The sequence below is a fragment of the Albidovulum sp. genome (genome assembly GCF_008933605.1).
In the GTDB taxonomy this organism is placed as follows: domain Bacteria; phylum Pseudomonadota; class Alphaproteobacteria; order Rhodobacterales; family Rhodobacteraceae; genus Albidovulum.
In genome coordinates this window covers 20,687-45,458 of record NZ_WBUS01000004.1, presented here as the reverse complement: position 1 = coordinate 45,458, position 24,772 = coordinate 20,687, and the positions used below count along the sequence as shown (strand labels likewise).

Annotated in this window: 23 protein-coding genes; 14 read left to right on the top strand and 9 right to left on the bottom strand. The window is 66.9% G+C overall.

From position 1 onward, the window contains the following. Entirely contained in the window at positions 1-753 is a 753-nt protein-coding gene (locus F9K34_RS01205) for an ABC transporter ATP-binding protein (RefSeq protein ID WP_436405700.1), read from the top strand. 1 nt (position 754) lies between these two features. Continuing rightward, positions 755-1,465: an aspartate/glutamate racemase family protein gene (locus F9K34_RS01200; RefSeq protein WP_291334643.1), complete on the top strand. Its 711-nt coding sequence runs from the start codon at positions 755-757 to the stop codon at positions 1,463-1,465. Positions 1,466-1,600: 135 nt separating this feature from the next. Here the strand turns inward: F9K34_RS01200 and F9K34_RS01195 are convergent, their stop codons facing one another. Further along, positions 1,601-2,299 (bottom strand): helix-turn-helix domain-containing protein, encoded by a 699-nt coding sequence (locus tag F9K34_RS01195; RefSeq protein WP_291334642.1) that lies wholly within the window; start codon positions 2,297-2,299, stop codon positions 1,601-1,603. 234 nt (positions 2,300-2,533) lie between these two features. Here F9K34_RS01195 and F9K34_RS01190 point away from each other — a divergent pair, with 234 nt between their 5' ends. The 11 genes from F9K34_RS01190 to F9K34_RS01140 all read left to right on the top strand — a co-directional run bounded on the left by F9K34_RS01190 (position 2,534) and on the right by F9K34_RS01140 (position 16,489). Beyond that, positions 2,534-5,257, top strand: a complete 2,724-nt coding sequence (locus tag F9K34_RS01190) for a nitrate/nitrite transporter (RefSeq protein WP_291334641.1) — start codon at positions 2,534-2,536, stop codon at positions 5,255-5,257. Positions 5,258-5,321: 64 nt separating this feature from the next. Further along, positions 5,322-9,068: a nitrate reductase subunit alpha gene (locus F9K34_RS01185; RefSeq protein WP_291334640.1), complete on the top strand. Its 3,747-nt coding sequence runs from the start codon at positions 5,322-5,324 to the stop codon at positions 9,066-9,068. After that, positions 9,065-10,591, top strand: coding sequence for a nitrate reductase subunit beta (gene narH, locus F9K34_RS01180; RefSeq protein ID WP_291334639.1), 1,527 nt, complete (start codon positions 9,065-9,067; stop codon positions 10,589-10,591). The genes F9K34_RS01185 and narH overlap by 4 nt, the downstream gene beginning before the upstream one ends. 2 nt (positions 10,592-10,593) lie before the next feature. Continuing rightward, the gene (gene narJ / locus F9K34_RS01175; RefSeq protein ID WP_291334654.1) at positions 10,594-11,304 is read left to right on the top strand and encodes a nitrate reductase molybdenum cofactor assembly chaperone; all 711 of its coding nucleotides are present in this window, start codon (positions 10,594-10,596) and stop codon (positions 11,302-11,304) included. Between the two features lie 13 nt (positions 11,305-11,317). Then, a complete protein-coding gene (gene narI, locus F9K34_RS01170; protein ID WP_291334638.1) occupies positions 11,318-12,082 on the top strand; it encodes a respiratory nitrate reductase subunit gamma in 765 nt (254 codons plus the stop codon). Positions 12,083-12,087: 5 nt separating this feature from the next. Then, complete coding sequence (locus F9K34_RS01165; RefSeq protein WP_291334637.1) at positions 12,088-12,882, top strand: peptidylprolyl isomerase; 795 nt, start codon at positions 12,088-12,090, stop codon at positions 12,880-12,882. Positions 12,883-12,902: 20 nt separating this feature from the next. Continuing rightward, positions 12,903-13,472 carry a hemerythrin domain-containing protein gene (locus tag F9K34_RS01160; protein ID WP_291334636.1) on the top strand — a complete coding sequence of 190 codons (570 nt, stop codon included), beginning with the start codon at positions 12,903-12,905 and terminating at the stop codon, positions 13,470-13,472. Next, the gene (locus F9K34_RS01155; protein WP_291334635.1) at positions 13,453-14,085 is read left to right on the top strand and encodes a carbonic anhydrase; all 633 of its coding nucleotides are present in this window, start codon (positions 13,453-13,455) and stop codon (positions 14,083-14,085) included. Before F9K34_RS01160 ends, F9K34_RS01155 begins: the two co-directional genes overlap by 20 nt. A gap of 166 nt (positions 14,086-14,251) precedes the next feature. Further along, a complete protein-coding gene (locus F9K34_RS01150; RefSeq protein WP_291334634.1) occupies positions 14,252-14,773 on the top strand; it encodes a DUF2478 domain-containing protein in 522 nt (173 codons plus the stop codon). A 269-nt stretch (positions 14,774-15,042) separates the two neighbouring features. Continuing rightward, complete coding sequence (locus tag F9K34_RS01145) at positions 15,043-15,408, top strand: hypothetical protein (protein WP_291334633.1); 366 nt, start codon at positions 15,043-15,045, stop codon at positions 15,406-15,408. Further along, the gene (locus F9K34_RS01140) at positions 15,395-16,489 is read left to right on the top strand and encodes a tellurite resistance/C4-dicarboxylate transporter family protein (RefSeq protein WP_291334632.1); all 1,095 of its coding nucleotides are present in this window, start codon (positions 15,395-15,397) and stop codon (positions 16,487-16,489) included. Before F9K34_RS01145 ends, F9K34_RS01140 begins: the two co-directional genes overlap by 14 nt. Positions 16,490-16,634: 145 nt before the next feature. Here F9K34_RS01140 and F9K34_RS01135 read toward each other — a convergent pair whose 3' ends face one another. From F9K34_RS01135 to F9K34_RS01120, 4 genes are all read right to left on the bottom strand, one after another. Further along, positions 16,635-17,120 carry a BrnA antitoxin family protein gene (locus F9K34_RS01135; RefSeq protein WP_291334631.1) on the bottom strand — a complete coding sequence of 162 codons (486 nt, stop codon included), beginning with the start codon at positions 17,118-17,120 and terminating at the stop codon, positions 16,635-16,637. Positions 17,121-17,250: 130 nt separating this feature from the next. Then, entirely contained in the window at positions 17,251-17,850 is a 600-nt protein-coding gene (recR, locus tag F9K34_RS01130) for a recombination mediator RecR (protein ID WP_291334630.1), read from the bottom strand. 8 nt (positions 17,851-17,858) lie between these two features. After that, positions 17,859-18,203 carry a YbaB/EbfC family nucleoid-associated protein gene (locus F9K34_RS01125; protein WP_291334629.1) on the bottom strand — a complete coding sequence of 115 codons (345 nt, stop codon included), beginning with the start codon at positions 18,201-18,203 and terminating at the stop codon, positions 17,859-17,861. 10 nt (positions 18,204-18,213) lie between these two features. Next, a complete protein-coding gene (locus tag F9K34_RS01120; protein ID WP_436405699.1) occupies positions 18,214-19,965 on the bottom strand; it encodes a DNA polymerase III subunit gamma/tau in 1,752 nt (583 codons plus the stop codon). A gap of 250 nt (positions 19,966-20,215) precedes the next feature. Between F9K34_RS01120 and F9K34_RS01115 the strand changes: the two genes are divergently transcribed. Beyond that, entirely contained in the window at positions 20,216-20,881 is a 666-nt protein-coding gene (locus tag F9K34_RS01115; RefSeq protein ID WP_291334627.1) for a nuclear transport factor 2 family protein, read from the top strand. On the opposite strand, the gene F9K34_RS01110 is transcribed toward F9K34_RS01115, so the two are convergent. From F9K34_RS01110 to F9K34_RS01095, 4 genes are all read right to left on the bottom strand, one after another. Then, entirely contained in the window at positions 20,878-21,321 is a 444-nt protein-coding gene (locus tag F9K34_RS01110) for a GNAT family N-acetyltransferase (RefSeq protein ID WP_291334626.1), read from the bottom strand. The two genes, F9K34_RS01115 and F9K34_RS01110, sit on opposite strands and share 4 nt — an antisense overlap. Beyond that, the gene (locus F9K34_RS01105) at positions 21,318-22,193 is read right to left on the bottom strand and encodes a LysR family transcriptional regulator (RefSeq protein WP_291334625.1); all 876 of its coding nucleotides are present in this window, start codon (positions 22,191-22,193) and stop codon (positions 21,318-21,320) included. Before F9K34_RS01105 ends, F9K34_RS01110 begins: the two co-directional genes overlap by 4 nt. 320 nt (positions 22,194-22,513) lie before the next feature. Further along, positions 22,514-23,692, bottom strand: coding sequence for an ABC transporter substrate-binding protein (locus F9K34_RS01100; RefSeq protein ID WP_291334624.1), 1,179 nt, complete (start codon positions 23,690-23,692; stop codon positions 22,514-22,516). 30 nt (positions 23,693-23,722) lie between these two features. Continuing rightward, entirely contained in the window at positions 23,723-24,772 is a 1,050-nt protein-coding gene (locus F9K34_RS01095) for a branched-chain amino acid ABC transporter permease (RefSeq protein ID WP_291334623.1), read from the bottom strand.

Genomic DNA, 24,772 nt, shown 5'->3' with positions numbered 1-24,772 from the left:
ATGAGCCAGACCGCCACCAGGACCGAGCCGGCCCGGAAGATGCTGAGCTTCGAGAATGTCGAGCTCTACTATGACCACGTCTTTGCGCTGAAAGGCGTCTCCATCGAGCTGATGGAGGGCGAGACGGTCGCCCTGATCGGCGCGAACGGGGCGGGGAAATCCTCGATCCTCCGCGCCATCACCGGCCTTCGCAAGATCAAGTCCGGCACGATCAGCTATCTCGGCGACCGGATCGACGGGCGCCCGGCGGCCGAGATCGTCAGGCGCGGCATCGCCATGGTGCCGGAAGGCCGCCGCGTCTTTCCGCTGATGAGCGTGAAGGACAACCTCCTGATGGGCGCCTTCACCCGCACCGACAAGCAGGGGATCGAGCAGACGCTGGAAAGCGTCCTGACCCGCTTCCCGCGGCTGAAGGAACGCTTCAGCCAGCAGGCCAGCACGCTTTCGGGCGGTGAGCAGCAGATGATGGTGATCGGCCGCGCGCTGATGGCGAAGCCGAAACTCCTCCTCCTCGACGAGCCCTCCCTGGGCATCGCGCCGAAGCTGGTGCAGGACATCGCCCGGGCCATCGTGGCGATCAGCCACGACGAAGGCGTGTCGGTCCTCCTCGTCGAACAGAACAGCCGGATGGCTCTGTCGATCTCGAACCGCGCCTATGCCTTGTCGACGGGTCAGGTCGTCCTGTCCGGCAACTCGAAGGACCTCATGCACGACGACCGGATCAAGGCCGCCTACCTCGGCGGGGAGCTGTGAAATGCGCCTGCTGGTGATCAACCCCAACACCACCGCCTCGATGACGGCAAAGATCGGCAGCGCGGCGCGCGGCGCCGCCAGCCCGGAGACGGAAGTGATCGCGCTGAACCCGGCCAGCGGGCCGGTGTCCATCGAAGGCTACTACGACGAGGCGCTGAGCGTGCCCGGCCTTCTGACCCTCATCCAGACCACGCCCGGGTTTGACGCGGTGATCATCGCCTGCTTCGACGACACCGGTCTCGACGCCGCGCGGTGCCTGACCGAGCGGCCCGTGATCGGCATCGGCGAGGCGGCCTATCACTTCGCGTCGCTGATCGCGAACAAGTTCTCCGTGGTGACGACGCTGGCCCGGTCGGTTCCCGCGCTGGAACACAACCTGCACAAGTACGGCCTTGCCAGCCGCTGCGCCCGCGTCCGGTCGTCGGAGGTGGCGGTACTGGAACTGGAGCATCCGGGCTCCGATGCCTGCAACCGGATCAGCGCCGAGATCGGCCGCGCGGTCCAGGAAGACCGGGCCGAAGCGATCGTTCTGGGCTGTGCCGGAATGGCTGACCTCGCCGGCCGGCTTTCGACCGAACACGGGCTGCCGGTGCTGGACGGCGTTTCCTGCGCGGTTCGATTGGCCGAGGCGATGGTCGGTCTTGGACTTCGTACCTCACGGCTTGGCGGATACGCGCCGCCACCGGCGCAGAAGCTGCGGGCATCGGCCTGAAGATCCGACCGAAGCGCGTGCATTTCGGCGAGGGACGGCAGTCGGATCACACGAGGCTCACGTCCTCTTCGACGGCCTCCGTCGCAAGGGTGGGCTCTCCGGCGGCGCCGGGCATGGGTTTGACCTGTCCCCTTCTCAGGAAGTGGTATCGTCGATCAGGGCGCTGGGCCGGGCATAGCGCTCGAGCTTCGCTCTGTCGGCGATCCGGATCCGGCTGCCCTGGGCCACGACGCCGTGGGACTGCAACCCCCTGAAGGCGCGACTCAGGTGTTCGGGCGTCATGCCGAGAACGGAAGCGAGCCGGCGTTTCTCGAAATCGAGGTCGAAGTCCTCCCCCTGGCCAGCCCGGGCCTGCGCCCGCAAGAGGTAATTCGCAAGCCGTTCCGTCGATGTGCGCAGCTTCAGGTCCTTCTGCACCTTGATGACCGACCGGTAGCATTGTGCCAGTTCGGCGACGATGGCGCGGGCAAAGCCGATGTCGACATCGAAGACGGCGCGGACCTCCCGGCTCGGGATCAGCGCGATCCGGCTTTTCTCGAGTGTGCGCGCCGACATCAGATATGGCGCGTCCAGCACCGTCGCAGCCAGGATGAAGGTGGAGACGGGTCGCACCGTCACCATGCTGGTTTCCCGGTCGTTCCAGGTGGCGAAGAGATCGACGGAGCCCGACAGGACGACATGCAGGAAATCGCTCGGATCGCCTTCGGTGATCAGTTCCACCATGGGCGGGAAGGTCTGCACGAAGGCGCCGCGCATGAGCGTGGCGAAGTTGTCCTCGGCCATGGCTTCGAACAGGTGCAACTGCCGGATTTCTTGATACTCGCGCTCGGGCATCCGATCGTCCGCCAAGTTACCTGATCGTACCCATTTTCAGGCAATGCTTGATAAAGATCAATTGCCCGGATGACATAAGCATTCGATTGCGCTGATAAATGATGGCAAGTCATTTATTTTGTTGAGGTTTCCCCCAAACCATGATCCAGATCAAATTGCAGACTCGGATGCCTTCCTAGGTGTGGCGTCGATCCCCGACGGGGACGCAAAGCCAATCTTGCAGGAGCCACCGCCATGCAGACCGTTGCCACAGCCTCTCGCGCGGACCAGAACCGCGCCCTCGGCTTGAGCACGATCGCCTTCACCGCCTGTTTCGCAGTGTGGACGATATTCTCGATCATCGGTGTGGCCATCAAGGCAGAGCTCGGACTGAACGACACCCAGTTCGGCCTGCTGGTGGCAACGCCGATCCTGACCGGCTCGATCACCCGGCTGTTTCTCGGCGTGTGGACCGAGAAATACGGCGGGCGGCTGGTGTTCTCCGCGCAGATGATCCTCACTGCCCTCGCGACCTGGGCGCTGACGCTGGCACACAGCTACGTCATGTACCTGATCGCGGCGCTTGGCATCGGGCTGGCAGGCGGGTCGTTCATCATCGGCGTTGCCTATGTGAGCCGCTGGTACGACGCGGGCCGCCAGGGCACGGCGCTCGGCATATTCGGTGCGGGCAACGTCGGGGCCGCGGTCACCAAGTTCGTCGCGCCCTTCGTCATGGTCGCCTACGGCTGGCACGGCGTGGCCTATGTCTGGGCGGCGGGGCTGGCCATCATCGGTGTGCTCTTCTTCCTGTTTGCCAAGGATGACCCGGAACTGGTCGAACGGCGCAGGACCGGGACAAAGGCGCCTTCGCTCGCCCAGCAGTTCGCGCCGCTGAAGAACCTCCAGGTCTGGCGCTTCTCGCTCTACTACTTCTTCGTCTTCGGCGCCTTCGTGGCGCTGGCGCTGTGGATGCCGCACTACCTGATCGACGTCTATGGCGTCGACGTGAAGACGGCGGGCATGGCGGCGGCTTCGTTCAGCCTGTCGGCCTCGCTGTTTCGCGCCTATGGCGGGCATCTTTCCGACAAGTTCGGCGCACGGCAGGTCATGTACTGGACCTTCGGCTTCAGCCTGATCTTCCTCTTCATGCTGTCCTACCCGCCCACGGAATACGTCATCCAGGGCCGGGATGGCCCGATCTCCTTCTCCACGGAAATGGGTCTCTGGCCCTTCGTCATCGTCCTCTTCGCGCTCGGCTTCTTCATGAGCCTCGGCAAGGCGGCCGTCTTCAAGCACATCCCGGTCTACTATCCGAAGCATGTCGGCGCCGTTGGCGGCCTTGTCGGCATGATCGGAGGTCTCGGCGGCTTCTTCCTGCCCATCGTCTTCGGCGCCGCGCTCGACCTGACGGGGATCTACACGTCCTGCTTCGTGATCCTCTTCAGCCTTGTCGCGATCGCGCTCGGCTGGATGCATCTGGCGATCCGGGCGATGGAACGCAAGGCGCGCGGCGTGGAGCTCGACCAGCTGCCGGCGCTGCCCGAGATGCAAGAGATCCACGTTCCCGGCAAGACCGAGATGCCGCGCGTGCTCGAAGACTGGCGCCCGGAGGATCCGGTGTTCTGGGAAGAAAAGGGGCGTGCCGTGGCACGGCGCAACCTCTGGATCTCGATCCCGGCGCTGCTGCTGGCCTTCTCGGTCTGGATGGTCTGGTCGATGGTCGTGGCGCGTCTGCCTGCCATCGGGTTCGACTTCAATCCGGACCAGCTCTTCTGGCTCGCCGCCCTGCCGGCCCTGTCAGGCGCGACGCTGCGCATCTTCTACGGCTTCATGGTGCCGATCTTCGGCGGGCGCCTCTGGACGACACTCTCGACCGTCTCGCTTCTGCTGCCGGCCATCGGCATCGGCTCTGCCGTGCAGAATCCCGAGACACCCTACTTCATCTTCCTGACACTCGCGCTGCTCTGCGGTCTGGGCGGGGCCAACTTCGCCTCGTCCATGGCTAATATCGGCTACTTCTTCCCCAAGGCCGAGAAGGGCCACGCGCTGGCGCTGAACGCGGGCCTTGGCAACCTCGGCGTCAGCGTCATGCAGTTCCTCGTGCCGGTCGTCATCACCATGGGCGTCTTCGGCGCCATGGGCGGCGCCCCGCAGCAGCTGTCGGACGGCGGCCAGCTCTGGATGCAGAACGCGGGCTTCATTTGGGTGCCGTTCATCCTGGCGTCCACGATCGCGGCCTGGGTGGGCATGAATGACATCGCCGACACCAAGGCCAGCTTTGCCCAGCAGTCGGTGATCTTCAGCCGCACGCACAACTGGCTGATGTGTGTTCTCTATATCGGCACCTTCGGCAGCTTCATCGGCTACTCGGCGGGCTTCCCGCTTCTGTCGAAGATCGCCTTCCCCGATGTGAACGCCCTGCAATACGTCTTCCTCGGCCCCCTGGTCGGCGCGCTGAGCCGCGCGGGCACGGGCTGGGTCGCGGACCGCTTTGGCGGCGGACGGGTCACCTTCTGGGTCTTCGCGGGCATGATCGCCTCGGTGCTGGCGGTGATCTTCTCGCTCCAGGCGGGCAGCTTCGCCGGGTTCTTCGCGGGCTTCATGGCGCTGTTCTTCTTCACCGGGGTCGGCAATGCCTCGACCTTCCAGATGATCCCCGTGATCATGGGCCGCGAAGTCCCACGCCTGATGCCGAAACTTACCGGTACCGACCGGGCGCGGCAGATCGCCATGGAATCGAGCGGGATCATCGCCTTCACCAGCGCCATCGGGGCCTATGGCGGCTTCTTCATCCCCAAGGCCTACGGCTCGTCCATCGCCGTGACCGGCAGCCCGATCGGCGCGCTGTGGCTGTTCCTCGGCTTCTACGTGCTCTGCCTTGCCATCACCTGGGCCGTCTACACGCGGCCGGGCGGATTGCTCCACGCCATCGAGCGCGGCCGGGCCAAGGCCGAAGCCGCAACCCAACCCGCCCGGTGACCTGACCGAACTTCCGGGCGACGCAGGCCGTCGCCCGAACCCTGACAACCGAAAGGAAACCCAGATGAGCCATCTGCTCGACAGACTGAACTTCTTCCAGAGCAAGGAGCTGGAGCAATTTTCGGACGGTTGGGGCCAGACCACCCGCGAGAACCGCGACTGGGAGGACACCTACCGGAACCGCTGGCGGCACGACAAGATCGTGCGCTCGACGCACGGGGTGAACTGCACCGGGTCGTGCTCGTGGAAGATCTACGTGAAGTCGGGGATCGTTACCTGGGAGACGCAGCAGACCGACTATCCCCGCACCCGTGCGGGCCTGCCCAACCATGAGCCGCGCGGCTGCGCGCGGGGCGCCTCCTACAGCTGGTATCTCTATTCCGCGAACCGGGTGAAGAACCCGCTGATCCGGGGCGCCCTGATGCGCGCCTGGCGCAAGATGCGCGAGACGAAGACGCCGGTGGCCGCCTGGGCCGCCATCCAGAACGATCCGGCCCTGCGCAATGCGATCAACCAGACGCGCGGCAAGGGCGGCTTCGTGCGCGCCAGCTGGGACGAGGCGACCGAGATCGTCGCCGCGGCCAACGCCTACACCACCAAGACCTACGGCCCCGACCGGGTGTTCGGCTTCTCGCCGATCCCGGCCATGTCGATGGTCAGCTATGCCGCCGGAACGCGCTACCTGAGCCTGCTCGGCGGTACCTGCATGTCGTTCTACGACTGGTATTGCGACCTGCCGCCCGCCTCGCCCCAGACCTGGGGCGAACAGACCGACGTGCCGGAATCGGCCGACTGGTACAACGCTGGCTTCCTGATGCTCTGGGGCTCGAACGTGCCGCAGACGCGCACGCCCGACGCGCATTTCTATACCGAGGTCCGCTATCGCGGCACCAAGTCGGCCGTCGTCAGCCCCGACTATTCCGAGGCGGCCAAGTTCGGCGACATCTGGCTGAACCCGCAGGCCGGCACCGACGCGGCGCTGGCGATGGCCATGGGCCATGTCATCCTGCGCGAATACCACCTCGACCGGCAGGCCGAATATTTCGAGGATTACGCCCGCAAATACACCGACATGCCGATGCTGGTTGTCCTCGACGAGAAGGACGGCCATCTCGTGCCCGGCCGCATGCTGCGGGCCGACGATCTCGCGGGCCATCTGGGCGAGACCAACAATCCCGACTGGAAAACGGTCGCCTACGATGACGCGTCGGGCAAGATCGTGGCACCCAACGGCTCGATCGGGTTCCGCTGGGGCGAAGAGGGCAAGTGGAATCTTGAACAGAAGGCGGGCAAGGCCGAGGTCAGCCTGCGCCTGACCCAGATCCTCGACGATCACCACGATCAGGTCGTGGGGGTCGATTTCCCCTATTTCGGGGGCGCGGCGAGCGAAAACTTCGTGACATGCGATGCCCCGGAGGTGCTGACCCGGAACGTTCCCGCGCGGCGCGTCAAGCTGGCCGATGGCAAGGAAGTGCTCGTCGCCACGGTGTTCGACCTCTTCTGCGCCAACTACGGGCTCGACCGGGGTCTGGGCGGTGACTGGGTGTCGAAGAAGTTCGACGACGACATGCCCTACACCCCGGCCTGGGCCGAGAAGATCACCGGCGTCGCGCGCGAGAAGATCATTGCCGTGGCCCGCGAGTTCGCCTCGAACGCCGAGAAGACCCATGGCAAGTCCATGGTCATCCTCGGGGCCGGTCTGAACCACTGGTACCACATGGACATGAACTACCGCGGCATCATCAACATGCTGGTGATGTGCGGCTGCATCGGACAGGAAGGCGGCGGCTGGTCGCACTATGTCGGTCAGGAAAAGCTGCGCCCGCAGACCGGCTGGACGCCGCTCGCTTTCGCGCTCGACTGGAACCGTCCGCCGCGGCACATGAACTCGACCAGCGCCTGGTACGCCCATACCGACCAGTGGCGCTACGAGACCCTGCGCGCGGGCGAGATCCTCTCGCCGACGGCCCCCGCGGGCGACTGGGACATCAGCATCATCGACTACAACATCCGCGCCGAACGGATGGGCTGGCTACCCTCGGCCCCGCAACTGAAGACCAACCCGCTGGAGGTGGCAAAGGCGGCGAAGAGGGCCGGCAAGGAGATCAAGGACTACGTCGCCGAACAGCTGAAATCCGGCGATCTGGAAATGTCCTGCCAGGACCCGGACGCCCCGGAAAACTGGCCGCGCAACCTCTTCGTCTGGCGGTCGAACCTGCTCGGTTCTTCCGGCAAGGGGCATGAATACTTCCTCAAGCACCTGCTCGGCACGCAGCACGGCGTGATGGGCAAGGACCTCGGCGCGGAAGGGCGTGCAAAGCCGAAGGAAGCCGTCTGGCACGACGAGGCGCCCAAGGGCAAGCTCGACCTGCTGGTCTGCATCGACTTCCGCATGTCCACGACGGCGGTCTATTCCGACATCGTGCTGCCGACGGCGAGCTGGTATGAAAAGGACGACCTGAACACCTCGGACATGCACCCGTTCATCCACCCGCTTCAGGCGGCCGTGGACCCGGCCTACGAGTCGAAATCCGACTGGGAGATCTTCAAGGCGATCGCCAAGAAGTTCAGCGAAATCGCGCCCGAGGTGCTGGGGGTCGAGACCGACATCGTCCAGCTTCCGCTCCTGCACGACACAGCCGCCGAACTGGCGCAGGCCCATGTCAGGGACTGGAAGAAGGGCGAATGCGACCTGATCCCGGGCAAGACCGCGCCGAACTACATCGCGGTCGAGCGGGATTATCCCAACCTCTACAAGAAGTTCACCTCGGTCGGGCCGCTCCTGGAGAAGCTCGGCAACGGCGGCAAGGGGATCAACTGGGACACCAAGACCGAGGTGAAGCACCTGCGCGATCTGAACGGCGTCGTGCCGGATGAGGGCGTATCGAAGGGCCAGGCGAAGCTCGACACTGCCATCGACGCGGCCGAGATGATCCTGATGCTGGCCCCCGAAACCAACGGCGAGGTGGCCGTCAAGGCATGGGAAGAGCTGGAGAAACCCACCGGCCGCCACCACGCCCACCTGGCCGAGGGCGCGCATCACACCAAGATCCGCTTCCGCGACATCGCCGCGCAGCCGCGCAAGATCATCTCGTCGCCCACCTGGTCCGGGATCGAGAGCGAGGAGGTCTGCTACAACGCGGGCTATACCAACGTTCACGAACTGATCCCGTGGCGGACGCTCACCGGGCGCCAGCAGCTTTACCAGGATCACGAATGGATGCGCGCCTTCGGCGAGGGCTTCGTCAGCTACCGCCCGCCGGTGGACCTGAAGACCATCACCGCGGCCGTCAACAACGACGCGGCCGAGGGCAGCCCGCATGTCGTGCTGAACTTCATCACGCCCCACCAGAAATGGGGCATCCACTCCACCTATACCGACAACCTCCTGATGCTGACGCTGAACCGCGGCGGGCCGGTCGTCTGGATGTCCGAGGTGGACGCGAAGAAGGCGGGGCTCGTCGATAACGACTGGGTCGAGGCCTACAACGTGAACGGCGCGCTGACCGCGCGGGTGGTGGTGTCCCAGCGGATCAAGCAGGGCACGCTCTTCATGTATCACGCGCAGGAAAAGATCGTGAACACGCCCGGTTCGGAAAAGACCGGCAATCGCGGCGGCATCCACAACTCGGTCACCCGCGCCACGCTGAAACCCACGCACATGATCGGCGGCTATGCGCAGCTGTCCTACGGCTTCAACTACTACGGCACCGTGGGCAGCAACCGCGACGAATTCGTGATCGTCCGCAAGATGAAGAAGATTGACTGGCTGGATCAGCCCGCAACCCGCAAAGTGGAGGCCGCGGAATGAGAGTTCGCGCACAAATCGGCAAGGTCCTGAACCTGGACAAGTGCATCGGGTGTCATACCTGCTCGGTCACCTGCAAGAACGTCTGGACCAGCCGCGACGGCGTGGAATACGCCTGGTTCAACAACGTCGAGACCAAGCCCGGCACCGGCTATCCCACCGACTGGGAAAACCAGAAACGCTGGAACGGCGGCTGGGTGCGCTCGGCCAGCGGCAAGCTGCAACCCAAGCAGGGGGCCAAGTGGCGGATCCTGGCGAACATCTTCGCCAACCCCGCCATGCCCGAGATCGACGACTACTACGAGCCGTTCGATTTCGACTACGACCACCTGAAATCGGCGCCCGACATGACGGCGTTCCCGACCGCGCGCCCCCGGTCCAAGATCACCGGCGAGCGGATGGAAAAGATCGAGAAGGGTCCGAACTGGGAAGAGATCCTCGGCGGCGAGTTCGCCAAGCGCTCGCAGGACTACAACTTCGAGAACGTGCAGAAGCAGATCTACGGTGAATACGAAAACACCTTCATGATGTATCTGCCGCGCCTCTGCGAGCACTGCCTGAACCCGACCTGCTCCGCCTCCTGCCCCTCGGGCGCGATCTACAAGCGCGAGGAGGACGGCATCGTCCTGATCGACCAGGAAAAATGCCGCGGCTGGCGGATGTGCATCTCGGGCTGCCCCTACAAGAAGGTCTATTACAACTGGGACACCGGCAAATCCGAGAAATGCACCTTCTGCTACCCGCGGATCGAGAGCGGCCAGCCCACGGTCTGCTCGGAAACCTGTGTCGGCCGCATCCGCTATCTGGGCGTGATCCTCTATGACGCCGACAAGATCCAGGCGGCCGCCAGCGCGGAGCGCGAGACCGACCTCTATGGCGCGCAGCTCGACGTGTTCCTCGATCCCAACGACCCCGAGGTGATCGCCGCCGCCCGCCGCGACGGCGTGCCCGAGGACTGGATCGAGGCCGCCAAGGTCAGCCCTGTGTGGAAGATGGCGATGGACTGGAAGGTCGCCTTCCCGCTGCACCCGGAATACCGCACCCTGCCGATGGTCTGGTACATCCCGCCGCTGTCGCCGATCCAGAACGCGGCGCAGGCCGGCCAGATCGCGATGAGCGACCAGATGCCCGACGTGCGCAGCTTGCGCATCCCGGTGAAATACCTCGCCAACATGCTGACGGCGGGGGACGAGGAACCGATCGTGCACGCGCTCGAACGCATGTCGGCCATGCGGCTCTACATGCGGGCGCTGAGCGTGGACGGCGTGCGCGACGAGGGCATCGCCGCCCGCGTCGGCATGTCGGGCCGGATGATCGAGGACATGTACAAGATCATGGCCATCGCCGACTACGAGGACCGCTTCGCCATCCCGACGGCGCACCGCGAACAGAACGAGACAGGCGCCGACATCCGCGGCGGCTGCGGCTTTACCGACGGCAACGGCTGTTCGTCCGGCTCGTCCGGCAAGACCACCCTCTTCGGGGGCAAGAAGAAGACCTTTGCCCTGCCGCAGGAGACGTTCTGATGATGGACCGCACACTCAAGGCGCTGTCGCTGATCCTGAGCTATCCCTCGGCCGAGCTTCAGGGCGCGATGCCGGAGATCGGGGCCGTTCTGGGCGCCGATCACCGCATCGCGCCGGACACGCGGGCCGCGTTGCAGCGGCTTGCCGATGGTCTGGGGCAGGGCGACCTCTTCGACGTTCAGGAGAGCTATGTCATGCTCTTCGACCGCTCGCGCACGCTGTCGCTGAACCTGTTCGAGCATGTCCATGGCGAAAGCCGGGACCGGGGCGGCGCGATGGTCAGCCTGATCGAGACCTACCGGGGCGGCGGGTTCGAGCCCGCCACCACGGAACTGCCCGACCACTTGCCGGTGCTGCTGGAATTCCTCGCCTCGCGCCCCGCGTCCGAGGCACGGGAAACCCTTGCGGACGCGGCGCATATCCTTGAGGCCCTCGGTGCCCGGCTCGTCCGGCGCGACAGCGGATATGCCGCAGCGTTCGCCGCGCTCTTCCAGCTTGCCGGCGCGCAGGCGGACACCGAGGCGGTGGCCGACATGCTGGCCCAGCCGGACGATGACCCGACCGACCTGGCGGCGCTCGACGCCGTCTGGGAGGAAACCGAAGTCACCTTCGGCCCCGATCCGAATGCCGGCTGCCCGAAGGTCCGCGACCTGCTGGCCACCATGGATGTTCCTGTCACGCCTGCGCACGCGGCGCGGCACGCCGCGGAATGAGAGGAGACGGAGAATGCACGACTTCCTTTTTGGAACCTACCCCTACATCGCCCTTTCCGTCCTGTTGATCGGGTCCATCGCCCGATACGACCGCGACCCGTTCACCTGGAAGACATCCTCGAGCCAGCTTCTGCGGCGGCGGCAGCTGATCGTCGGATCGGTGCTGTTCCATGTCGGCGTTCTGGTGATCTTCTTCGGCCACCTGATCGGTCTTCTGACCCCGATCGCGGTCTTCGATGCCCTCGGAATCAGCCATGGCGCGAAGCAGCTTCTGGCGGTGATCGCGGGTGGCGTGGCCGGCGTGATGGCGCTAATCGGCGGGGGCATGCTGTTCCACCGCCGCTGGACCGATCCGCGGATCCGCGCGACCTCGAGCTTTGCCGACATCGCCATCCTGGCCTTGCTGCTTGCGCAACTTGTGCTGGGGATTGGCACGATCTTCGTGTCGTTGCAGCATCTGGACGGGCATGAGATGACCAAGTTCATGACCTGGGCGCAGATGATCTTCACCTTCCAGGCCGGGGCGGCGGACCAGATCGCCGACGCGGCCCTGGTGTTCAAGCTGCACCTGTTCCTGGGTCTCACGATCTTCCTGATCTTCCCCTTCACCCGCCTGGCGCATGTCCTTTCCGGCTTCTTCGCGCCGGTGCGCTATCTGTTCCTGCGGCCCGGCTACCAGCTGGTGCGGTCGCGGCGGCAACGGTCGCTGGCGGACCGCCGCGGCGCCTATGACGCAAAGCAGGGCCGGCGCGGCCCGGCCTCGACCGCGGCGGAGTGACCCGGATGAACGCGGCGCTCTTCCCCGAAGTCGTCGTCAACGGCGAAACCATCCCCTCGGCGGCGATCGCCGCCGAGGCGCAGAACCACAGCGCGCCGAAGGACAAGCCCGGCATCGCCTGGCGCAAGGCGGCGCAGGCGCTGGCGATCCGCGCTTTGCTGCTGCAAGAGGCGAAGCGGCGCGGGCTGGCGCCCGACCCGCTCGAACAGGCGCCGGGCCGCTTCGAGACCGAGGACGAAGCCCTGATCCGCGCCCTTCTCGACGAGGCGCTGGCAATCGCGCCCGTCGGCGAGGACGCGGTGCGCGCGGAATGGGAAAAGGACCCCGGACGCTACCGCTCCTCGCCGCTCTGGGACGTCTCGCACATTCTCTGCGCCTGCGACCCGCGCGACGAGGCGGAGCGCGCTTCCGCCGAGGCGCGGGCCGTCGCCCTGCTGGCGCGGCTTGAGGGTGACGCCAAGGGCTTTGCCGCCGCCGCCCGTGAAAGCGACTGCGGCTCCAAGGCATCCGGCGGCCATCTGGGCCAGCTCGGCCCCGGCGACACCGTGCCCGAGTTCGAGGCGGCTCTGCGCTCCCTGCCCGAGGGCGGCATCAGCCCCGCGCCCGTTCTCTCGCGGCACGGCTGGCACATCATCCGGCTGAACGCCATCGCGCCGGGGCAGGTGCTGCCCTACGAGACGGTCCGGCCGAAGATCGCGCAGGCGCTGGAAAAGTCCGCCTGGGCGCGTGCGTCGCGAGACTTCGTGAACGACCTCGCCGAACGGGCGACGATCACCGGCGCAAGCCTCGCGCCGATCTGAAGCCTGCGAAAGGGCATGCCGTGCAAGAGACAGATCAGACGCGGGGTCCGCTCGGTCTGACGCCGATCGATCCGGCCCTGCTTGGCCGGCCGATCGACTACCTGCATGCCGTGCACCTGCGCGAGCGCGAGGCTTGCGCCATCCTGGACCGGATTGCCGACCTCGGCCGTGCTTCGGCCGCCGAGGCCACGTCCGTCATGGCCTTCCTCTCGGATGAACTCCCGGTCCATCTCGAAGACGAGGAGACGGATCTGTTCCCGCTCCTGCAGGGGCGCTGCACCGAGGAGGACGAAATAGACCGCCTGCTCGAGAAGCTGCGCAGTGACCACCGGCACGCGGATTTCGATACGCCGCGCGTGACGGCGATATTGGGCAACGCAACATCCGGGATCGAGCCCGCAGCCTGCGCCGAGCTTCGCCGCTATGCCGATCACGCCAGGCGTCATCTGATCCTCGAGAATGCCATCCTTCTCCGCTTCGCCCGTCTGCGTCTCACCGAACAGGACAGCGAAATGCTTCGCACCGCGATGACACGGCGTCGCGGCCTCGATTTTCCGCCGGGAGCACGCCATGCTGAAAGACCTTCTTGAACGCAACGCCGCCTGGTCGACCACGCGGCAGAGCGAAGACCCAGGATATTTCGCCCGGCTGGCCGGACAGCAGTCGCCGGAGTTCTTCTGGATCGGATGTTCCGACAGTCGCGTGCCGGCCAATGTCGTTGCCGGCCTCGATCCGGGCGAGGTCTTCGTGCATCGCAACGTGGCCAATGTGGTGCATTCGACCGACATGAACCTTCTCTCGGCGCTCGAGTTCGCGGTCGAGGCCCTGAAGGTGCGCGAGATCATCGTCTGCGGCCACTACGGCTGCGGCGGGGTGAAGGCGGCGACCGAGGACCTGCCGCACGGACTGGCCGACCACTGGCTGGAGCCCATCCGCCGTCTCGCGCGCAGCTACTCGGTCGATCTGGGGCGGGAACGGGATCTCGAGGCGCAGCGCGACCGGCTGGCCGAACTCAATGTGGCGGAGAGCGTGCGGCGCGTGTGCGAGACCCCGATCCTGCAGCGGGCGTGGCTACGGCGCGCCGACATCCGGGTGCACGGCCTGATCTACGGGTTGAAGGACGGGCTTCTGCGCAACCTCGACTGCAGCATCGGCCCGGGCCATTTTCTGGCAGCCAACAGCGAAATGGAGCGTGCACTGTGACGCTTCATCGGGCTGTTTCATCGCCTCGCTGCGGATGCGGCGGGCATGACGAACCGACGGCACTGACCAGCATCGGCGAGGCTCTTTCGCGCATCGCGGAACACGTCAGCCCGTCCCGATCGCTGGTCGAATTCCAGCCCTTCTGCCGATCCCGAGGAGACAGCACATGAAACTCGCCTTCACGATGGCGCCGGGGCGCGGAGACATCGATCTCGTGCTGCAGCGACTGGCAACGGGGCTTGCCGCCCGCGGCCTGAGTTGCTGCGGCACCGTCCAGATCAACACCGAACGCGACGACGCGCGCCCCTGCGACATGGATGTGCGGGTGCTGCCCGACGGCCCTGTCCTGCGCATCAGCCAGGATCGGGGCCCGGAGGCACGCGGCTGCCGCCTCGACGCAGGCGCATTGGAGACCGCCGTGGGGCTGGTCGCGGCGCGGTTGTCGTCGGGCACCGATCTGCTGATCGTCAACAAGTTCGGGAAGCACGAGGCCGAAGGCCGTGGTTTCCGCGACGTGATCGCCGCGGCGGTCGCCGCCGATGTGCCAGTCCTGGTGGGCCTCAACGCGCTGAACCGCGCCGCGTTCGAGGCATTCTCCGGCGGCGCGGCCGTCGAGCTTGCGCCCGATCTTCCGACACTCGAAGGCTGGGCGCTGTCCGTTGCCGGCCTGGACGCGGCCGCCTGCTGACCGTCCGGATCACCGGCGGCGGCCGGGACCCCCGATCTTGCGCCAGAGGCGGGTCAGGTGGCGTCAGGCCCACACCGGTGCAGGCACCTCGGCCGGATCGTCGCCCGATAGGCCGGCATGTGTTCGGGACCGGCATTCGCCCTCGCCAGCGCGCCCGCCGCCCCGGCGGAGGCAACGCCCCGGGTCCCGCCGTCAGGGTCCAGACCTGACACTGGACCGTCTTTCAAATCCCCGCGCACTGGATCAAACTCGCACCGAAAGGGGCGGCCATGACCAAGGGCGAGTCCGGGAAATCGCTGTTCGCATTGTTCTTCGCGCCCGAACTGCGCGCATGGCAGGGGGAAATGGCCCTGCCGGTCGTCTTCTGGGGATATGGCGTCGCGACGAGCATGGTGCTCGTCATCCTGCACGGCACCGCGCTCGATGCCGGGCAACTGGCCTTTCAGCAAGTGCTGATCCTGATCTCGGCGGCCTATACAGTCTTCATTCTGGTCGCGATCTGGCGCTGCGCGCCGAACGCCAATGTCTTCTGGGGCACTCTGGCACGGTGGTTGACCGTCGCCTGGGGGTTGAACACGGCCTTCGTGCTTTTCTTCCTCCAGATCGAACTTGGGATGCGCTATGCGCACGGGTGAAGCGCGCAAGCCGGACCCGAGTTCGGAGCCTGCGGGCCTGAAGCGGCTTCTTCTCGATGGCGCGGCGTCGCTCTTTCCGGGCTATTTCGCGCTGGTGATGGCGACCGGGGTCGTCTCCATCGCCTGCCATTTCATGGGGCTGCGTCCGGTCGCACTGGCGCTGATCGGGGTCAACTGGATCGCCTGGCCGGTGCTCTGGGGGCTGACGATCCTGCGGGCCCTGCGGTTTCGCGCGCAGCTGATGCGCGACATCTTCGACCATCAACGCGCGCCCGGCTTCTTCACCATCGTCGCGGGCACCTGCGTTCTGGGCACGCAGAACGTGGTGGTGATCGGCGCCACGGGCGTCGGCACGGTGCTGTGGTGGCTTGGACTGATCCTGTGGTTCGGGATCATGTACACGTTCTTCACCGCCGTGACCGTGCGGGCGCGCAAGCCGACGCTGGCGCGCGGCATCAACGGCGCCTGGCTGATCGCCGCCGTCTCGACCCAATCGGTGGTGGTGCTGCGCGGGGTGATCGACGTCGGATCGGCCCCGTCTGAGGCGATCCAGTTCCAGGTCATCGCGATGTTCCTGATCGGCTGCATGCTCTATCTCGCGATCATCCCGCTCATCTTCTACCGCCTGACCTTCGTGCCGATGAGCCGCCAGGACTTCAGCCCGCCCTACTGGATCAACATGGGGGCGGTGGCGATCACCGCGCTCGCCGGCTCGATCCTGATCCTGCGCGGCGAGACCTGGTCGCTTGTCGGCCCGCTGCTGCCCTTCCTGCGCGGCTTCACCTTCTTCTTCTGGGCGGTGGCGAGCTGGTGGATCCCGTTTCTCTTCGCGCTCATGACCTGGCGCTACCTCTGGATGCGCGACCGCTTCACCTATGAACCGGCGGTCTGGGGCATGGTCTTCCCGCTGGGGATGTACACCACCAGCACCTACCAGTTCGACCGCGCGATGGCCTACGGCTTCCTCGACCCGATCCCCAGGGTGCTGGTCTTCGTCGCGCTCACCGCTTGGGTGCTGGGGATGGCGGGGCTCGTCCGGCGGGTGACGGGGGCCCTGCGCGTGGCGCCGGCGCCGGGATGAGCGCCCCTCCTGACCCGCCCGACCTGAACGCGTGGTGTTCGGAAGCGAACTCTGGGAACCGGCTGCCGGCGGTCGCCCACGCTTGCAGCGGACGCAGGATGGGGTCCACCCCACCATCCGGGCTGAGGCGGCGCAGAATCCCGCCCTACCGCCCGACCCGCGCGTCCCTGAGCGCCCTCAGCCCGGCGAGCTTCGCCCGCGCCTCTGCCTCTCCCTCAGCCGTCTCCCGCGCCGCGGCCACCCTCACCGCGTGGTCGAGCAGCTCGCGGCGCAGCGCGCGGCCCTCCTCCTCCGCCGTCGGCGCATAGCCGACGTGCTCCGGGCCGCCGACGAGGCCCGCCAGCCGGGCGAGCATGAAGGTCCTGAGGACCGCGTTGATCCGGGTCAGGTATCCCGTGCCCATCGCCCGGAAGAACCGCAGCACGTCCTCATCGAGCCGCCGCGTCACCTTCGCCTTTCCCGGCACGGCGGGGTCGGTGGCGATCTCCAGCCATTCCCGGGGCAGCCTGAGCGAGTCCCTCAGCCCCCAGCGCAGGTCCTCCTCCAGACCCCGCATGGTCTCGGCAAGCTCGTGGTAGGCGGCGAGGCGGTCCTTTTCGGCCCGGGTGGGGCGCGGCGTCTGTCTGGGCATGGCGGGGTCCTGAACGCGGGCCGAACCATCCTCGCGGAAGCGGATTGACGCGGCGTTTCCCGCCCGCGCGCCCTGTCGGGACGGAAAACCGACGCGAACCCGACGGATGCGGGACGCCGTTCCGACGCTCCTAGACCCGCTTCCGCGCCCTGAGCGCCGCCTGGATCGTCCCGTCGTCGAGGTAGTCGAGTTCCCCCCCGATCGGCACGCCCTGGGCCAGCGAGGTGACGGCGACACCCGTCCCTTCCAGCGTCTCGGCGATGTAATGCGCCGTCGTCTGGCCATCCACCGTGGCGTTCAGCGCGAGGATCACTTCACGGATGCCCTCGTCGCGCACGCGGGCGAGAAGGCGCGGGATCCGCAATTCCTCCGGCCCCACCGCGTCGAGCGCAGAAAGCGTGCCGCCGAGGACGTGGTAGCGGCCCTTGAAGGCGTGGCCGCGCTCCATCGCCCAGAGGTCGGCCACGTCCTCCACCACGCAGATCTCGCCCGTCGCGCGGCGCTCGTCACGGCAGATGTCGCAGATGTCGGCGGTGCCGATATTACCACAGGTTGCGCATTCGCGGGCCGTTGCCGCAACCTGTGCCATCGCCTGGGCAAGCGGGGCCATCACCTGCCCGCGCTTCTTGATCAGGTGGAGGACGGCCCTTCGCGCCGACCGCGGCCCGAGGCCCGGCAGCCGGGCCATCAGCTCGATCAGCGCCTCGATGTCGCGGGTGGCCTCGCTCACGGACGGCCTCAGAACGGCAGCTTCACGTCGGCGGGCAGGCCGAGGTCCTGCATCATCCGCTTCTGCTCCTCCTGCAGCCGGTCCTGCGCGCGCTTCTGCGCGTCCTTGATCGCGGCGAGGATCAGGTCTTCCACCACCTCCTTCTCGGAGGGCTGGAAGATCGACGGGTCGATGTCGAGCGACTTGAGCTCTCCCTTCGCCGTGCAGACGGCCTTGACCAGCCCCGCGCCGCTTTCGCCGGTGACGGTGATCCGGTCCATCTCCTCGGTGAGCGCCGTCATCTTGGCCTGCATCTCCTGCGCGGCCTTCATCATCTTGGCCATGTCACCGAGGCCGCCCAGTCCTTTCAGCATCTTCTCGTCCTCACTCTTTCTCGAAGGGGTCCCAGTCGGAGCCGGCGTCGTCCTCGGCCTCGGGCAAAGCCTCGGCTCCGGCGGCCGCGAGAACCTCCGCCGGGGTTCTCACGTCCACGATCCGCGCCTCGGGGAAGGCGGCGAAGACCGCCTGGACCAGTGGATTTTCGCGGGCTTTTTCCTTTGCCGCCAGTGTCTTGGCGTCGCGCAACGCGGCGAGGGTCGGCGCGCCGCCGCCCGACACGACCGAGACGCCCCAGCGCACACCGGTCCAGCCCTGCAACCGCGCCGCCAGCGTCGCGGCAAGGTCGCGGGGGGCATCGGCGGTGGGCTCGAACTCGATCCGGCCCGGCGCGTAGTGGACGAGGCGGAGGTGGTTTTCCACCTCCAGAAGCAGCTTCACGTCGCGGTTGGCGCGGATCAGTTCCACCACCGCGGGGAAGCTCGCGTAGCGGGCCAGCGCCACTTCGGGTGCCCGGGCCAATGCGGTCGCAGCGCCAGACCCTGACGGCGCGACATTCACCTCGGCGCGCGGCACGGCGTTGGTGGCCTGGCTTGCTGGCGCGGGGGCGCGACCGGCCGGCGCGGCCGACCCGGGGCCTTCGGCAATCCGGCGCAGCAGCTGCTCGGGGTCAGGCAGGTCGGCCACATGCGTCATGCGGATCACCGCCATCTCGGCGGCCATCATCGCATTCGGCGCGGCCGCCACTTCCTCGAGCGACTTCAGCAGCATTTGCCACATCCGGGTCAGCACGCGCATCGGCAGCGCGGCGGCCATGGCCTGCCCCCGCGTGCGTTCGTCGGGTGCGACGGTGGGATCGTCGGCCGCCTCCGGCGTGATCTTGATGACGCTGACCCAATGGGTGATCTCGGCAAGGTCGCGCAAGACGGCCATCGGGTCGGCGCCGCCGGAATACTGCGCGCCAAGTTCGGTCAGTGCCCCGGCCGCATCGCCCTTCAGGATCAGGTCGAAGAGGTCCATGACCCGGCCGCGGTCGGCAAGCCCGAGCATGGCGCGGACCTGGTCGGCGGTCGTCTCTCCCGCGCCATGGCTGATCGCCTGGTCGAGGAGCGAGGTCGCGTCGCGGGCAGACCCTTCGGCCGCGCGCGTGATGAACGCGAGCGCGTCGTCGGTGATCTGAGCGCCCTCCGCCGTGGCGATCTTCCGCAGAAGCGCCATCATCACCTCGGGCTCGATCCGCCTCAGGTCGAAGCGCTGGCAGCGGCTGAGGACGGTGACCGGAACCTTGCGGATCTCGGTCGTGGCGAAGATGAACTTCACATGCGCGGGCGGCTCCTCCAGCGTCTTCAGGAGCGCGTTGAACGCGTTCGTGGAGAGCATGTGGACTTCGTCGATGATGTAGATCTTGTAGCGTGCCGAGGCGGCGCGATAGTGAACGGATTCAATGATCTCGCGGATATCGCCGACCCCTGTCCGGCTGGCCGCGTCCATCTCCATCACGTCGACGTGGCGGCCCTCCATGATTGCCACGCAATGTTCGCACGTACCGCAGGGATCCGTCGTCGGGCCGCCGGTGCCGTCGGGGCCGATGCAGTTCATGCCCTTGGCGATGATCCGCGCCGTCGTGGTCTTCCCGGTCCCGCGGATGCCGGTCATGATGAAGGCCTGCGCGATGCGGTCGGCGGCGAAGGCGTTCTTCAGCGTGCGCACCATCGCGTCCTGCCCGACGAGGTCGGCAAAGGTTTCGGGCCGGTACTTGCGGGCGAGGACCTGGTAGCGGGTCCCTTGGGTCTCGGTCATGGCGCGCTCGGATTCGGGGCTCGGGCTAAGGTAGGGATGCGAACGGGCCGCGTCCACCCGTCACCACCCGTCGTTTGCCCCGGTCCCCGGACCGCAGCCGCGGCGGGGGTCGCTGTTCCCGGCTCAAGGGCAGGATCGGTATGGACGTGATCCCTGAAACCGCTAGGATTCGCATCGCGCGTGCGGTCTTGTCCGGTCGGCCGTTCCGGCTGCCCGGGGTCCGCCCCGCGGCTCGGGAAGGGGTCCAGTCATGCCGCAGAGTGCAAGGCCTGTCGTCCATGTCGATGACGAACGATTCAAGGTAACGGAATGGCGTTTCGCGCCCGGGGCGGAGACTGGCTGGCACCGGCACGGGCACGACTACGTCATCGTGCCGCTGACCGACGGGACGCTGAAGCTTGACCTGCCCGGCGGTCATGAGGCCGAGGCGCGGCTCGTCCGGGGGGTGCCCTATTCGCGGCGCGAAGGGGTCGAACACAATGTGACCAATGGCTCGGACGCCGAGCCCCTGGCCTTCCTCGAGGTCGAGGTGGTCGACGACGTCACGGCGCTGCGCCGTCGCGCAACGATGGAGGCGCTGATGGCGGCCTTCAACGCGCGCGACCTGGACGCGCTGATGGCCTGCATGTCAGAGGACTGCGCCTTCCAGTCCGCGGCGGGGCCCGATGCCGAGGGCGCCCTTCACCGCGGCCGCGCGGCCGTGCGGGCCGCCTATGCCGCGATCTTCGACACCTTTCCTGAGGCCGCCTGGACCGAGGGCACTCACATGGTGGCTGGCGGCACCGGCCTGTCGACCTGGCGCTTCCTCGGGACGGCGCACGACGGGCGCAGGGTCGACGTCCGGGGCTGCGATGTCTTTGCCTTCGAGGGCGACCTCATCGCGCTCAAGGACAGCTACCGCAAGGCGCGCGGCTAGCGGTTGTAGCGGATGAAGGGCGTCAACTTGCCGATGCGGTCATAGAGCCTTCGACCCGCCGTGTTGAACTCCTGCGTCAGCCAGTAGACCGCGGGGGTGCCGTTTGCATCCGCCGCGGCATAAACGGCCTCGATCAGCCGACGGCCGAGCCCGGTGCCGCGGGCGGCGGGGTCGACATAGAGGTCCTGCAGGTAGCAGACGTTCTCGATCTTCCAGCAATGGCGGTGGAAGAGGTAATGCGTCAGGCCCATGGCCTGCCCGTCGACGGTGGCGATCAAGCCGTTGAAATCCTGCGGATCATCGCCCAGAAGCCGGGCAAAGGTGCTGGCGTAGACGGCCTCCGGCACGCGGGTTTGGTAGTAGTCCAGATACCCCGTCCAGAGCCGGCGCCAGTCGGTCTCGTCCGTGGCGCGCAGCGGGCGGATGGTGACGGTGGTCATGCGAGGGTCTCCTTTGGAAGGCGCTTGCGCAGCCAGTCGAGGAAGATGGCCGCCGGGGCGCGCAAGCCCCCCGGCGGCATCACCGCCCAGTAGGTGGTTTGCGGAAGGTCGTCCCAGCCGGGAAGGACGCGCAGGCGGCCGGCCTCGACCGCCTTGCGGACGATGATGTCCGCGCCGAACTGGAGGCCAAGCCCCTGCTCGGCCGCAGCGCAAGCCAGCGCGGCATTCTCGAATTCGATCACCTTGACGCGGTCGGGGTCAATGCCGTGCCCGGCCAGCCAGACGGTTTCGTCGCGGTAGGCGCTGTTCAGGATCCAGGGCAACTCGGCCAGCGGCCGCCCCCGGTGCAGAAGCGCCGGCGCGCCGACCAGCACCATGCGGCTGGTGCACAGCATCTCCGCACGCAGGTCAGGCCAGTTGCCGGCGCCGGTGCGGATGCCGAGGTCGAAACCCTCGGTGGCCAGGTCGGCCAGCCGCGTCTCGGGCTCGAGCGAGACCGGAATGTCGGGATGGGTGGCCCAGAATTCGGGCAGGGCAGGTATGACGACGCTGTGGGCGAAGCCTGTCGTCAGGGTGATGCGCAACCCGCGGCGCTGGTCGGCCTTGCGGCTGGACGCGATCGCCATGGCGACGCCTGCGAAGGCGGAATTCAACGTCGCGGCAAGGCGGTCGCCCTCGTCGGTCAGACGCAGCTTGCGGCTGGCATCCGCGACAAGGCGCAGACCGAGATGCCGTTCCAGGCCGCGCACCTGCTGTGCCACCGCAGGGGGCGTGACGTTGAGCGAACGCGCCGCCCCGGAAAACGAACCGAGGCGCGCCGCGGCCTCGAAGGCGCGCAGGGGCGGCAGATCGCGCCAGTCGACGGGTTGCATGTGAAAGTCTGGCTTAAAGATTGGCACGCGAGTTGAGAAGCATTCTCGGACATCTCCGGGCATTATTGCAAGGAATTCGACAGAACCGGAGCGCGAGCGAAAATGCAGACCGCAAACCTGGACTTGCTGGTCGCCATGCGGCGGGTGCCTTCGGAGCATTCTTCCAAGGGGCGCGACCGCCGGCATCTGATGGTTCACTTGGCGGCACGCCGGGCAGCGCGCAGACCGTTTGCGGCCCGCCTTGCGGCCTTGCTGAGGCGGCTTTCGGGAAAAGGGTCGGCCCTCCCCGAAGCGGAGGGTCGACCGGTTGATCACGACGCCTATTTCATCAGGTCGGCGACCGGAATCGGTTTCGAGATCGTCCACTCGTCCACCACGCCGGGCTTGCCGGCGTCGGTCTCGACGATCAGGTAGCGCGCCTGGTTCTGGTGGTGGATTTCGCTGGTGAAGGTGCGCGGTCCGAAAAGCGTCGGCTCGCCGCTCATCTTCTCCAGTTCGGCCACCACGGCGCTGGTCTCCGTCGTCCCGGCCCGTTCCACCGCCTTGGCCCAGACGTCGATCATCACGTAGCCGGGGTAGACGTACTGCGTGCTGGGATCGCCGCCCGTCGCGTCCTTGTACTTGGCATTGAAGGCAGTCACTTCCGGGTTCGGGTCATCGCCGTAGATGGACCCTTGCACCGGGACGAAGAAGTTCGACAGGTCCGGCACGGCGCTGAGCCAGTAGCTGCCGTCGACGCCGGAGCCGTTCAGGATCATCGAGTTGATCCCGGCGGCGCGGATCTGCTTGATGGCCGAAACCGCGCCCGGCATCATCGTGCACAGCATGATCGCGTCGGGCTCCTCCGGCAGCGACTTGATGCGCGTGATCTGCGCGGCGATCGAGGCGTCTTCGTTCAGGAACGTGTCCTCGCCCACAAGGCTCGCGTCGGCCAGTTGCGGCAGCATCCAGTCGAAGCCGTCGCAGATGCCCTTGTTGTATTCGGTCCAGGTGTCGAGCAGGCGGTAGAAGCTGCGGGCTTCCTTCTTGGTGTAGGCCCACTCGGCCATGGTCGCACCCTGCACGGCGGCGAGGACCGAGGCCGAGAAGCTGTTCGGCCCGACGCCCTGGATGCCGGCCTTGATCGATTCCGCGCAGAGGAAGAACGACACCAGGCCCGAGCTTTCGGCGGCGAGCGCAGCCGGGGAGCCGAAGTCGTAGTCGCAGGAGACGACGACCATGTCGGCGCCCGCGTCGATGACCGAGAGGCCCGCCTTGGCGCCCTCGGCGCGGTCGGTCTTGGTGTCGGCGTTCACCACCTCGATCTGCTTGCCCAAGAGGCCGCCGGCGTCGTTGATCTCCTTGATGCGGATCATCGCCGCGTCCTGGGCGGGCTTGTCATAGGCCTGCATGAAGCCGGTCTCGGCGGTGGCGAAGCCGACGACGATGCGGTCGTCGTCGGCCAGCGCCGGCGCGGTAAGGCAGGTGGTGGCGGCCAGCGCGATCAGAAGTCTTTTCATTGCGTTCACTCCTTGTTGGTCAGCAGTTGCTCAGTTGGTGGGGCCGCTCCGGCCCGGGGTGTCCGATCCCGCGCGCGGCAGGGTCAGTTCGCGGTTGCCCATGATCCCGGCGGGCCGGAACATGAGGATGAGGATCATCACTGCGCCGAGGGCAATTTCCTGCACCCCGCCGGGAAGGGCGAAGGTGCTGGTCCCGACCTGCACCCCGGCCTCGAGCCAGCGCAGGCCCTGGATCAGCGAGGAGAGGAAGAGCACGCCCAGGACGGCGCCCGAAAGCGAGCCCATGCCGCCGACGACGAGCATGGACAGTGTGATGAAGGTGAGGCCGAGGTAGAAGGTGTCGGGCGTGACGATGCCGATCGAATGCGCGTAAAGCGCGCCCCCCATCCCCATGATCGCGCCCGAGACGACGAAGGCGATGAGCCGCATCCGGGGAATGTTCACCCCGCTGGCGGCGGCGGCCGTGGGTTCGTCGCGCGCCGCGCGCAGCGCGAGGCCGTGGCGCGAGATGCCATAGGCCCAGCCGAGGACGACGGCGAGGATCGCGGCGATCAGATAGGGCCAGACCGAGCGGACGATGGGAATGCCCACGACCGAGGACGTGGCCGCCGTCACGCTGTCCCAGTTCGAGTAGATCGAGTTCACCATGGCCAGCATCGCGAAGGTGGCGATCGAGGCGGCGATGCCCGACAGCCGCATCAGGACGGCGCCAAAGATCAGCGCCCAGACCGCGGCCCAGCCCGCTCCGACGGCGGCGGCGGCCCAGTAGGGGATTTCCGTCTGCATGAGCCAGTCGGGCAGCCCCGGCATCGAGATGCCCTTCATCATCGGCTTGATCGTGGTCCAGGCGGCGACATAGCCGCCAAGGCAGGCAAAGGCGATGTGGCCGAAGCTGATGACGCCCGAGTTGCCGATGAAGACCCAGAGGCCGACGGCGAAGATCACCTTCAGGAAGATGTCGATGATCGTCTGGTTGAAGGGCTTCGACCCCACGGCCCAGGCGACGAGCGCGAAGGCCACGAGGATGAGGCCGAGGAGGACCGGCGTGGCAAGCGAACGGCGGAGGGGGGAGCGGGACAT